General features: G+C 47.7%; 11 protein-coding genes. 8 read left to right on the forward strand and 3 right to left on the reverse strand.

Annotated elements, in window-relative coordinates; all coding sequences use genetic code 11:
- Positions 1-103: 103 nt before the first annotated feature.
- The 6 genes from IX95_RS03515 (at position 104) to IX95_RS03540 (ending at position 6,074) form a co-directional block, all read left to right on the forward strand.
- Positions 104-1,522, forward strand: coding sequence for a YfcC family protein (locus IX95_RS03515; RefSeq protein ID WP_038156888.1), 1,419 nt, complete (start codon positions 104-106; stop codon positions 1,520-1,522).
- A gap of 9 nt (positions 1,523-1,531) precedes the next feature.
- Positions 1,532-3,346: a CocE/NonD family hydrolase gene (locus IX95_RS03520; protein WP_038156889.1), complete on the forward strand. Its 1,815-nt coding sequence runs from the start codon at positions 1,532-1,534 to the stop codon at positions 3,344-3,346.
- Positions 3,347-3,657: 311 nt separating this feature from the next.
- The gene (locus IX95_RS03525) at positions 3,658-3,954 is read left to right on the forward strand and encodes a c-type cytochrome (protein ID WP_038156891.1); all 297 of its coding nucleotides are present in this window, start codon (positions 3,658-3,660) and stop codon (positions 3,952-3,954) included.
- 4 nt (positions 3,955-3,958) lie between these two features.
- On the forward strand, positions 3,959-5,185 hold the full coding sequence (locus tag IX95_RS03530; protein WP_038156893.1) for a molybdopterin-dependent oxidoreductase: 1,227 nt from the start codon (positions 3,959-3,961) through the stop codon (positions 5,183-5,185).
- Complete coding sequence (locus IX95_RS03535) at positions 5,185-5,598, forward strand: hypothetical protein (protein WP_038156895.1); 414 nt, start codon at positions 5,185-5,187, stop codon at positions 5,596-5,598. Before IX95_RS03530 ends, IX95_RS03535 begins: the two co-directional genes overlap by 1 nt.
- Positions 5,595-6,074 carry a c-type cytochrome gene (locus tag IX95_RS03540; protein WP_038156897.1) on the forward strand — a complete coding sequence of 160 codons (480 nt, stop codon included), beginning with the start codon at positions 5,595-5,597 and terminating at the stop codon, positions 6,072-6,074. Before IX95_RS03535 ends, IX95_RS03540 begins: the two co-directional genes overlap by 4 nt.
- 61 nt (positions 6,075-6,135) lie before the next feature.
- Here IX95_RS03540 and IX95_RS03545 read toward each other — a convergent pair whose 3' ends face one another.
- Entirely contained in the window at positions 6,136-6,618 is a 483-nt protein-coding gene (locus tag IX95_RS03545) for a MarR family winged helix-turn-helix transcriptional regulator (RefSeq protein WP_006959854.1), read from the reverse strand.
- 120 nt (positions 6,619-6,738) lie between these two features.
- Between IX95_RS03545 and IX95_RS03550 the strand changes: the two genes are divergently transcribed.
- Positions 6,739-7,638 (forward strand): DMT family transporter, encoded by a 900-nt coding sequence (locus tag IX95_RS03550; RefSeq protein ID WP_038156899.1) that lies wholly within the window; start codon positions 6,739-6,741, stop codon positions 7,636-7,638.
- A gap of 48 nt (positions 7,639-7,686) precedes the next feature.
- On the opposite strand, the gene IX95_RS03555 is transcribed toward IX95_RS03550, so the two are convergent.
- Together IX95_RS03555 and IX95_RS03560 are read right to left on the reverse strand one after the other, a co-directional pair.
- Positions 7,687-10,170 (reverse strand): putative bifunctional diguanylate cyclase/phosphodiesterase, encoded by a 2,484-nt coding sequence (locus tag IX95_RS03555; protein ID WP_038156900.1) that lies wholly within the window; start codon positions 10,168-10,170, stop codon positions 7,687-7,689.
- A complete protein-coding gene (locus IX95_RS03560) occupies positions 10,167-11,285 on the reverse strand; it encodes a substrate-binding domain-containing protein (RefSeq protein ID WP_038156902.1) in 1,119 nt (372 codons plus the stop codon). Before IX95_RS03560 ends, IX95_RS03555 begins: the two co-directional genes overlap by 4 nt.
- Before the next feature lie 82 nt (positions 11,286-11,367).
- Between IX95_RS03560 and IX95_RS03565 the strand changes: the two genes are divergently transcribed.
- Entirely contained in the window at positions 11,368-12,465 is a 1,098-nt protein-coding gene (locus IX95_RS03565; RefSeq protein ID WP_038156903.1) for a substrate-binding domain-containing protein, read from the forward strand.
- Positions 12,466-12,530 lie beyond the last annotated feature (65 nt).

The following is a 12,530-nucleotide window of genomic DNA, read 5'->3' on the forward strand; positions in this document are numbered from 1 at the left end:
GTCATACATCTATGACCATTTGTCATTGAATTGAAAACCCTAACACAAAAAAATATGTTGCAGAAATGTTGTAGGATAGAATGTGACGAAATGGAGATTTAAAGTGAGTGAAGCTATATCACCAGCTCAACAAAATGTTACTGAACAACCCAAGAAGAAAGGTAACTTAAACCCTGTAATCATCCTGCTGTCTGTCGTTGTGGTAGCAGTACTGATGACCTATTTTTTCGATTCCGGACAGTTTGAGCGTAACGGCAAACTGATCATTCCCGGCACCTACCAAGTGCTGGAAAAAGACGTCTCCCCACTCAACCTGATTGGTATTTACCCTCAAGAAGGCAAAGCTCAAGCCGTCAGTTTGCTTGATGCGTTAGTCAGTATTCCTCAAGCCATCACCAAACAAGCTGGCATGATTTTCATGGTGCTGTTTATCGGCGGCATGTTTGGCGTACTCGACAAAGTGGGCGCCATTGAAACTGGCCTTGAGCGTACTCTTTCTGCCACTCGGGGTAACGTCTACTTATTGGTACCCATCCTAATGGTGGTATTTTCCATGGGCAGTACCTTCATGGGCATGGCAAAGGAGTTCTTGCTCGTGATACCTATGGTCGTCGCCATGGCAACAAGACTGGGGCTGTCAAAAATTATCGGTCTGGCGATTGTCACCATTCCGGTTAAAGTCGGTTACTTAGCATCGATCACTAACCCTTATGCCCTATCCGTCGCTCAGCCACTGGTTGATGTGCCGATATTCAGCGGTATGGGGATGCGTATTTTCGTTTACGTGGTACTAATGATCATCGGTGTGGCGTACGTACTGCATAGTATTCGCAAAGAAGCGCGCACAACGGAAATCATCGCGCAATGGGACAACAAACCTCTGCCAGTTCGCCATACGCTTGTACTGACGGTTCTTGGACTGGGCATCGCCTTTCTGGTCTATGCTTCGCAAACGTGGAAGTGGAAATACAACGAGTTATCTGCGTATTACATCTCGCTTGGTGTGATTTTCGCTGTCATCGGTGGCTTGTCAGCCAATGACACCATCAACGCTTTCATCAGCGGTATGAAAAAGGTTCTCATCGCAGGCGTATTGATCGGGCTCGCCACCTCTGTCGCCATTGTCCTTGCGCAAGGTAAAGTGCTTGATACCATCATCTACCACTTAGCCGGAGTCATCGGTGAAGGACAACCAACGCTGGCTGCCTATGGCATGTTCTTCTCTCAGTTGGTCATCGACGTGGCGATTCCATCCACCTCTGGGCAAGCCGCCGTCACTATGCCAATCCTTGGTCCACTCGGGCAGCTTTCCGGTGTCGACCCACACACCACGGTACTGGCCTTCCTGATGGGTAACGGGGCGACAAACATCATTACACCGACTTCCAGCGGACTCCTGATCTTCCTTGCGACGGCACAAGTTGGATGGGGACAATGGGCGAGATACATCTTCCCATTCTTCCTCATTACCATTGCGTGTACCCTGGTATTCCTATCCATCAGCCTACACGTTTACGCCTAAGGACATCTCATGAAAGCAGTAACTGATGTCAAAATCCGTACGCGAGACGGAGAAACACTCGCGACCGATATTTACTTTCCAACCAACGGTGAAGGCCCATGGCCCGTGGTAATGGAGCGAACGCCTTACGACAAAACGGCGCCTTCTCGTTCTGAAGTCACGTTGCAAGGGCATAAGGTCTCCCGTGAAGAAATGGCGCAGGCATTCGTTGATAAAGGTTTTGTGTGTGTTTTTCAGGACTGTCGCGGCCGTTATCAGTCCAGCGGCACCTTTACCAAGTACATCAACGAAGCGGAAGATGGCTACGATACGTGTGCATGGCTAGTTGAGCAGTCTTGGTGTAATGGAAAAATAGGTACCATGGGGCTGTCATACGCCGCCCACACTCAGCTGGCACTTGCGTGTCTCAATCCTCCGGGGCTGGCGAGTATGGTGATGGATTCAGGGGGATTCTCCAATGCCTATCAGTGCGGTATTCGCCAGGGTGGAGCGTTTGAGCTCAAGCAGGCGACATGGGCCTATCGCCAGGCACTGGTGAGCCCCAAGGCCGAGCAAGATCCTGTGGTAAAAAAAGCTCTGGAGCAGGAAGACATTCGCGAATGGTTTAAGTACTTGCCGTGGAAAGCGGGCCAGTCGCCACTGCGCCATGTGCCTGAATATGAAGCGTATCTACTTGAGCAGTGGAAACAGGGCAGTTTCAGTGATTTCTGGAAAAAGTCCGGCATCTACGCGCTTGATAGCTATCAGAACATTGCTGATATTCCGGTGTTGTTGATGTCGAGCTGGTACGACGTATACGTTAAAAGTACGCTGGAAAACTACACGGTGTTGAGTGAAAAGAATAGCTCTCAAACAGCATTGATCATGGGGCCTTGGCTTCATGGAGACCGAAATACCACGCATAGCGGTGACGTAGATTTCGGTCAGGGCGCCTCATTTGACGACAACATTGACAGCAACTGGCTGGATTTTCGTGTGAAGTGGTTCCAGCGCTGGCTGCTCAATGATGACCGTCATACGTTTGCCAACGTGCAGGTGTTCCAAATGGGCGGCGGTTCAGGTGAAAAAAGCGAACTGGGCAGGCTTCAACACGGAGGCCATTGGTTAAGCAGTGATCGCTGGCCGATAAAAAACACCGAAGCTCAGAACTGGTATCTGCACCGACAGGGCCAACTGACTCAGCAAGCACCGGTCACAGACGATCACATCAGCTATCTGGCCGATCCGAGTAACCCAGTCCCCACTGTTGGCGGTGCGTTAACCTCGGGTAAGCCAGTGTTTGAAGGTGGTGCGTACGATCAACGTGAAGATGCTCGCTTTTACGGCACCAAAGGCAACCATCTCCCCCTTGCCGCACGTTCGGATGTGCTGGTGTTTGAAACCGAACCACTCGCTGAAGATTTGGTTGTATCAGGAAAAGTATCGGCGAAACTGTTTATTGAATCCGACGCGCCGGATACGGATTTCACCATCAAACTGGTGGATGTTTATCCGCCAAGCGAAGACTACCCGCAAGGCTTCGCGATGAACATCTCCGATGGCATCTTTCGCTGTCGCTACCACAAAAGCTGGCAGCAGCCAGAGCAACTTCGCCGTGGCGTGATTTACGAAATTGAGGTTGAAGCGTTTGCCACTCAGAATTGCTTCGCGCAAGGACACAAACTGCGATTGGACATTGCCAGCAGCAATTTCCCTAAGTTTGACGTCAACCCCAACAGCGGTGAACCCGAAGGTGAGGCATATACCAAACAAGTGGCCAAAAACACCATTCACTGTAGCCACAGTCATCCATCAATGTTGACCTTGGAAATACTCCCTAGCTAGAAAATTAAGCCCCTATTTTAGTAGGGGCTCTATTCACACTTTCGGCAGCTCTTACCCATGATCGAAACACGCTGATTTCAGTTTCCAAATGCATTTCAGATACTTACCACCATCAACAAAGTTTATCTTTGAACGATTAAAATACTCATTATCTATCAATGAGTTACCAGGTATTGATTTCGTTACTGGGTTAAATATTAGTTAACCTAGGTTAAATTTATTTGAATTTTATTGATCGTAAAAACTCGTTCTAATGCGCGTGATTTTTAATCAGCCAGCCTGCTTTATCAGCCTAAAGCTAAGGAGACGTTTTGCGAAAGTCCATTCTTGCCCTGATCTTTTGTTCGCTGCCTGTCTTTGGGGCCGCCGACGGTTACCAAAAACTCGCAAACATGTGTATCGCTTGCCACGGCAGTGACAACAATACTGCGTTTCCTTCTATCCCTAACCTGAAATGGCAGAACAAATTTTACCTGACCAAACAGCTCTCCGACTTCAAAAACGGCCAGCGTCAGGATGCCACCATGACCAAAGTCGCCCAGTTGCTGTCTGAAGAGGATATCGAAAAGCTGGCCGATTACTTTTACACCCTGAACCATCAAGAGTAACCCCATGAGTTTAGATAGAAGACAATTTCTCAAGGCGGCCCTTTCCGCCACCGCCGTATCTGCGTTACCTGTATCTTGGGTGTTTGCTGCTAATCGACCGAAAAACGTTGCAGCTTTGGATATCAGCGCACTAACGTGGGCCAAAGCGGAAGATCTGCCGGATTACTACACGGTACTCAACACGAATCCGCTTAATGCTTATCCGCCAGAAAGCATGCTCGCGCCTCCTGTCACACCAGCAGGAGTGCCTTTTGTGCGCTGGAATGGCCAAATGCCGGACTTTTCTCAAATCGACCCAGAGACCTGGACATTTGAAGTGAAAGGGGAGTCGGTCAAGCAAAGCAAGACGTACACTATTGCTGAGCTCAAATCTAAGTTCAAACATCACACCCAAAGTCTGGTATTGGAGTGCGGCGGTAACAGCCGCAATAACTTCTATCCAAGCACTAAGGGTAACCAGTGGAACAACGCTGGCGTGTACTGCGCAGAATGGACAGGCGTACTGCTTAGTGATGTGCTCAAAGACTGTGGCATCAAAGATGATGCGGTCTACACAGGCAACCATGGCTTTGACAGACACTTGAGCGGCAAAGGCGAAGCCATCTCGCGTGGCGTGCCTATCAAAGCCGCGATGAACGACAACGCACTGATCGCGTGGGCCATGAACGGCGAGCCGATTCCTTACCTGCATGGTTACCCGCTACGCGTCGTCTTTGCGGGCAGACCAGCTTCCGTCTCACAAAAGTGCGCCACTGGGATCAGCGTTCGCAACCAAATCCACGATGGCCACAAAATGGCTGCCCCAGCGTATCAGGTGCCAAAATACCCGATTGCTCCCGGAGAGAAGGTCGATAACAAAGACTTTCGTATTATCGAAGAGATGATCGTCAAATCACTGATCACCTCACCTAAAAGCGGCACTGAGTTTGCTCTGGGTAAAACCGTCACTGTCAGCGGCCATGCTTGGGCAGGTATGAGGAGCGTGGAGAAGCTTCAGGTGAGCTACGACTATGGCACGACATGGCATGACGCTAAACTGGAGAAACCCGTCAACAAAGGCGCATGGCAACAATGGCAGGCCGATTTGGAACTGCCAATGGCGGGCTACTATGAGATCTGGGCTAAAGCAACGGACAGCGAAGGCGACAGCCAGCCTGTCGTCCAACCGCAATGGAACCCTAAAGGTTATCTGTTCAACGGTTGTCATCGCATTGCCATCAGGGTGTCGTGATGAAAAGGGCTACAGGCAAATCTCGTGCGATGTTTATCGCCTCACTGCTGGCGTTATCTCCACTCAGTGTGCAAGCGGAAGACGAAGCCAAGCTGACACCGGAGCAGAAATACGGTGTCGATAAAGCTTCTGGGCTGCTCATGGCACCGGGGTGGGAGTTGGTGAATGGTCAATGTAACGCCTGCCACACGAGTCTTATTGTGGCTCAGAACAGCGGTGATAAGGAGCAGTGGCGAGAAACGATTCAGTGGATGGTGGACACACAAGGGCTGTGGGATCTGTCAGACACTTGGGATCCGGTACTCAACTACCTTAGTACCTACTATCAGGATCAGGGTATCGATATGAACAAGTATCGCCGTAAGCCGATTGAAAGTGCTTTGATGCCACCAATGCGTGGAGAAACACAATGACACGCTCAATGTTTCACGCGCTTTGCCTGACAGGTGTATCTGCGCTCTGTATCGCAATACTGTCTGCTTGTTCAGAGGAGCCAGCAGATCCAACACAACCATCAGACGCACTGTCGGTCGAGAATCCATCCGATGCTGAACAGCCATCTGAGGCTATCATCGATATCGCGGCGGGAGAGAGCTTGGTGACCAACCTCTGTAGTCAGTGCCATGGCGACAAAATCATCCCTTTCGTCCAGTCATACCCGAACATAAAGGGGCAAAAGGCGAATTATATCCTTAAGCAGCTACGCGATTTCAAAACAGATAAACGTCAGGATCTGTATATGCAGTCGGTGGTGAAATCTTTGTCCGATCAGGACATGCAGAACGTCGCCGCCTTCTATAGCACGTTAAAGCCGCTCGATCTTTATGATAAAAGCAAAGAATACCGTCAGGCGGATAAAGAAAACTCTGACAGCCAACAAGATAAGTAAAGTGAGGAAAGATTGATCCGATGGGCGCCAACTGTAGCACCCATCAGGTCATAATTTGAGGTTATTCGAACTGAGTCTGCCAACCTTTGAGGATCTGATTAATCTGGTGCTTCTGGTTCGAGTTCATGCCTTTTACCAGTTTTTGCTGCACTTCCGCATGCTCTTCAATGATTTTATCAATCAAGGTGAAACCTTCATCCGTAAGCTGCACAGTGACACTGCGTCGGTCTTCTTTACTGTGCTCACGCACAATCAGGCTTTTAGACTCTAATTTATCCAGACGATTGGTCATCGCACCAGATGTCAGCATCATAGAATCAATTAATTCAGAAGGGGTTAAACGGAATGGTGAACCACTGCGGCGCAAGGTCGCCAGTACATCGAATTCACCCAGCTTTAAGTCATAGCGCTTATGTAATTGCGTGACTTCCGTTTCCATATATTTGGCGATTCTGAGCAGCCTGCCCATGATGGCCATGGGTTCAGTATCTAATTCGGGCTTTTCCTTTGCCCATTGATCGACCACTCTATCTATAGCGTCCATGAACAGATTTCTCCACTAAGAAAATGACGTTTCGAAGTATCTTAACATAAAGATACTTTACAAACAGAACTTTTAGGCGTACATTCACGCAAAAATATCTTAACGTAAAGATAAAAGATTATGAATATATTACTGGCTATGATCCCCGCCTTCTTCTGGGGAACAACATACGCAGTGACACAGTATAGTTTGACCGACTGGCCTCCACTACTACTTGGCGCCATTCGAGCATTGCCTGCCGGACTATTGTTACTGATGATTAAGCCGTCTCTGCCAAAAAAAGGAGACTGGCAGATTCTCTTCAGTCTTGGACTGATTAACATTGCGACCTTCTTCGGTCTGATTTTTGTTATGGCATTAACACTGCCTTCGGCAATTTCAGGTGTCGGTATGGTGTCTGTACCGGTTTTTGCCATGGTGTACAACTGGGTGGTCAACAAAAACCGTCCAAACTCTATTCAGGCTGTCTGTGGTGCTGCGTTGGTTGGTCTGGCGTGGATGTTATTCTCTCCAGGCTCCATCAGCCTCGACCCAATTGGTTTGGGCGCTATGCTGGCTGCCATCATGTGTATTGTTGCGGGTAGCTCTCTGACCAAGTCATTGGGCAATCGCATGCACTGGTGGACAGTACTGACATGGCAACTGATTCTCGGTGGTGCAATTTTGTCTGTTGCGGCAGGATTTCAGGCTATCGTGGACCCAGCGCAATACAGCAACGCACTGGGGAATTTCTCTCTACGAAATGGCTTAGGTTTATTGTGGGTGGTAGGTCTTAACACGGCACTGGGATACGGTATGTACGTGTGGCTGCTGCAACGCATGACAGTGGTAGACTTTACCTTTGGTGGTATTGCCAACCCAATTGCTGGCATCTTAACGGGACTAGTGCTGCTGGGTGAATCCTTTAGCCCATTCCAGTACAGCTTGATGATTGGCATGATTGTGATGTCGCTTCTGCCACAGGCTATACTGGCACTGAGACAAAACAAGCCGTCACCAGCACAATGTAAATCTAGCTGAGCAGATTACACCTATTGAAAAGGGCCACGTCAATGTGGCCCTTTTTCATTAACTAAAGGTGTCAGAAGCAATGGCTGACTGTTCAATTGAATGAAGATAGTTAATCCACCCTTCGACTGGCAGAGGTTTAGCAAAGTAATACCCCTGTGCGCATCGGCAGCCAATCTGACGTAGGGTCTCTACATGAGACTCGGTTTCTACCCCTTCGGCAATCACTGAAAACTCAAGAATTTGTGCCAACTTAAGCACCGCTCGGGTAATTTCGTAGTCAACTTTTGAGGAATTCACATCTTCGATAAAACTCCGATCAAGCTTGATGCAATCTGCTGACAGATTTTTGAGTACCGATAGTGAAGAATAGCCTGTTCCAAAGTCATCAATCGCAATCTTGTAGCCTTTCTCACGCAAGGTCGCAATAGTTCTAACGCAGGTTTCAAAATCACGCATCATGTCGCGTTCTGTGATTTCCAGTAGCAGCTGATGCGGTTGGCAGTCGGTGTCATCCAATATCTGTTGCAACTGTTCAGCTAAATCAGTTCGATAGAACATACGCGCAGAAAAGTTGATAGAGAACAGCACACCTTGCAGATCGATACCCGCTCGCTGCCACTGGGTGATCAGATTCGCGACTTTTCTGAATACCCATTTATCGATCTCAGTAATTAAATCCGTTTTCTCGGCCACTTCAAGGAATTCAGCCGGTGGCAGCATCCCCAATTTAGGATGATTCCAGCGCACCAATGCCTCGGCTCCCACAATGGTGTTTGAGTCTAAATCGACCTTGGGTTGGAAATACACCACTAGCTCTTCATTAGCAATCGCTTGACGAAGGCCTATATTGGTCTCAACCAAGTCCGTCACTTCATGGGTCATCTTATCCGCGTATACTTTGTACTGATCTCGGCCACATCGCTTCGCGTGGTACATAGCCGTATCCGCATTACGCACTAAGGTTTCACCATCCTTACCATGGAGTGGGAACTCACATACACCGATACTGGTAGAGACAAAAATCAGGTTGTCTTCAATGTAATACGGCTTGCGCAGCGCTTTGTTGATTCGCTCCGCCAGGGCTTCACCATCTTTGAGATTGGCATCAGAGATAACAATCATAAACTCATCACCGCCCATACGTGCGACAAACCCTGAGTCTCCAATAATCTTCGTCAGAATTTCAGAAATGTTTACTAGTAAGTTGTCCCCAGAAGCATGACCCAAAGAATCATTGATGGTTTTGAACTCGTCAGTATCGAGGTAGAGTAGAACGAAAGGAGCGCCACTTTGTTTGCTCTGTGCGATTTCACGTTCAAGCTGTTTCGTTGCCAATAAGCGGTTAGCCAAACCAGTCAGCGGATCATGGTGCGCGAGAAAGTCGAAATTCTTTTTCTCATCATGCAGCTCTAAATAAGCATCTGACAAACGAGAAGCCATGTTGTTGTAGGCACTTTCTATGTGCCCCCACTCGTCTTGGCGCCCTAAGTCGATCGGTTTTTTAATTGAGTCAGACTCAAGGCGATCAAAACCGTCCTTCAAATCATCAAGTGGTTTTCGAATATGACGACGCACCACATGACTCACCAACAATACTGACAACAAAACTGCAGCAACACTCATGGTTACGGCATTGAGTCGCGATGCTTCTATCTCTTTTTCCAGCTTTTTGGTTAACTCAAGCGCCTGATTTAGTACTCGTGCTTCCGTGTTCTCTACCATGTTCAGTAGCTGAGTTTGTGCATCCACCAGCGAGGCCATCACAATCCAACGCTGTTCTAGGTTAGCGCGGATACGTCTCAAGGCTGCGTTATAGCGTTTAACCGTACGATTGATACGTTTCTTCTGTGACACAACCGCTTCGGTTTTGATATCGACGTTTTCCAGATGGAGCAGAAAGATATCGAGCTCTTTTTCAACTTCAATCAACAGCACTTTTTCTGTTTCAGGGGTGATTCGGCTGTGTATATCACCGACCATTTTACCGGCAGAAAGAAACGCTTCGCGCAACATATTCACTAGGTCTAACTCATTGTTATAGCGCATAAAGTCAGGCTCATTAATGTGGCGAAGCTTGCTGTCAGCAATCGCAAGTTCCAGTTGATCCAACTGCTCTGCTAAAGTGTCGTCAATCTCATGAGTTTGCTTAAGTATCCGGTTTAACGCTAAAGAACTACCCAGAAAGCGATGAAAGCTTTCGATAAATGCATCAATCTTGAGTGAGAACTCCTGATTAGTAGAGAGGTCGCGCAGTCGCTGAAGTTGGAAGTCGACATTAAAAGCTTCTTCCGACAGGGTGGTCTCACTGAACAAGAACGTCTGCTCAAGCAGCTTAACCCGTGATGTCAGAGCAAATACCCGCCGACTGATCTCGGAGTTCACGATCAGATCTGACACATGCGATGTGGTCTCCGTTTTAAGAGTCGACTCAACAGAGTGGAGCGAACGAATGACCATAAACACCGCGAAGCTGACGATCAGCAAAGAAAGCAGGTTGGAAACAATCAAGCGCTGAGTTAGGTTGATAGGGCTGAATTTCATTGCGGCTTCCATATACTCAGATACGCTTCGCGATAGCCGTTTTGCGGATCATAAATCCCCGTATCTTTTTGACTGATTAACTCTGCAACATTGTCAGGCGTGACAAGGTGTACAGGGGCGGAGTAACCGCTAGGCGGCATGTTATGAAAGGCTCGATTAAGCTCATCAATGATTTGCCAACCTTGTAGATAAAGGGGCTCAGGTACAGTGGCAAGCTGAAAGAAATCACTGTCGATACGTTTGTACGCAGCTTTACTGCCATCCCCAGCAGAGATGTTCTGCGGAATAGGCTTGTTCTCTTCTAAAATCGACTCCAAAGAAGGAATCGCGTAATCAATGTACAAATCGTTGATGGCGAGTATGTGGGTAATTTCATCACCATGTTTTTCCCACAATTGATCGAGAACAGCTGGCATTTGTTCAGCAATTTTATCCAACGGTAGCGCTTTGAGCTCTAACACTTTACACGTTTCGCAGCGCTCAATTGCCGCAACCATAGCATCAGACTTAATCGTCGCGATCTTGTAGTTCGGATCGGTAAACACCAATGCGTTCACCAAGCCATTGGAGTTAACGATGGCCAGTAATGCAGCTACCTCCGCAACAGCCAATGGATCAGTGGTGATGTTCATGAACAAGCCAATATCTGGGTTACCCCCTGCTAGCTCCGTGGCATGCCAACCGATAACCGTGATGCCTAAGCTTTCAGCAAGTTTGAGGATATCTTTATGTCGGTGCGCATCAATGCCACCTAGCACAATCGCATCGGGTTCAAAACCAATCGCCTTTCTTATGGCGGCCCCCTGGCGCACCTCTGAACCGAGACCGTCAATAAACCTTAAGTGCCAATCCAAGTGAGAAATAGCCTCAGACATGCCTTTCGCAACGCCATACACACCGCCATTGCGAAGGTCTGAAGCAACGAAAATGATGTTTCTGTCGTGAACAATTTTAGGGCCAGAACGAGGTCCATCCCACGCCTGATCGCTAGCTATTGCAAGCGTTACTTTATCTTTGGCATAGGTGAAAAAATCGGTGTCAGTTGTGTCTGCAAATAACGGCAAGCTACAAACAGAGGCGAGCAACACGCTCGCCAAATTTAAAACTTTATGCATATTAATTATAAAAATCTTTAACTCATAATTTTTATATATTTATAATAATGTTAATACACAATCAAAACATTTGGTAACAAGTATGCGATTTCACGTTAATAGAGTGCTAACAGCAGTGCTGACGGGGACTCTATGTGTTTCATCTTTTGCTTTTAGTTCAGAGACTTCCCACACTCAACAAGATAAAATCAAGCTTGAAACATTTCAAAAGACAGTCAGTGGGGAACCGGTCCCTTTAAACAGGCCTTCAGCCGATAAACCAATCAAAATCGCCTTAATTTACCCAAGTGCGGATATTTCTGATTTCTGGGTACGCAACTACACGGCTCTAGTCAAACGCCTCGAAGATCTAGACGTACCTTTTGAAATCGTTCAATACACCTCTAAGCAAATCGAACACTCATTGCAAACGCAATACACCAAACAGGTGTTAAACGCTGCTAAGCCCTACGATTTCGTGATTTTTGGCCCGTCCGAACTCGGCTTGCAGTCAGGAAACATCCAGAAGTTGTCTGCCTCCGATAAGTTCAAAACCTTTATCTGGGCTTTCCATACTCCAGATTCTCAGTGGCAGCACCAGCCAGATGCGTGGTTTGATTTCTCCAGTGCAATGGGCGCAGAGGTATTATGTGAACACGTTGTCAAACACCTAGGTAACGAGGTCGACTTTGCAGCCAATCGAGGTATTCCTGGCATTACAGATACCCAACGTTCTCAAGGGTTTATTGACTGTGTAGAAGAAAAAGGAGACTGGCTGACAGCCTATGAGCATTTCGGTCAGTACCAAAAACTCGGCGGCGCTGATGGTGTCAAACTGGTGCTGGATAATTTCCCTGAAGTCACCATGATTCATAACGCGAATACTGCGATGACAATGGGCGCGGTAGATGCCTTAGGGGAAGCAGGGAAGCTCTCTGACATTTATGTGACTGGCTGGGGTGGAACAGCGAAAGAAATTGAAAAAATACGCTCTGATGAATTAGATGCGACGCCGATGCGCATGAGCGATGATCTCGGCGTCGCAACAGCTGAAGCCATCAAATTTCATCTGGAAAATCGAGCAGAAGAAATACCACAGATCTATCTTGGCCGCATTACCGTCGTGCATAGTGACATGGACCATACTGAGCTCGATAAACTGACACGTGAAGCCTTTCGATACTCGGGGTCAAATAATTAAGAGCATTCACCACCAATAAGCACAAACGCCATGACAATGTCATGGCGTTTCACTTTACACTGTAA

The sequence above is a fragment of the Vibrio sp. B183 genome (assembly GCF_000740665.1).
Taxonomy (GTDB): Bacteria; Pseudomonadota; Gammaproteobacteria; order Enterobacterales; family Vibrionaceae; genus Vibrio; species Vibrio coralliilyticus.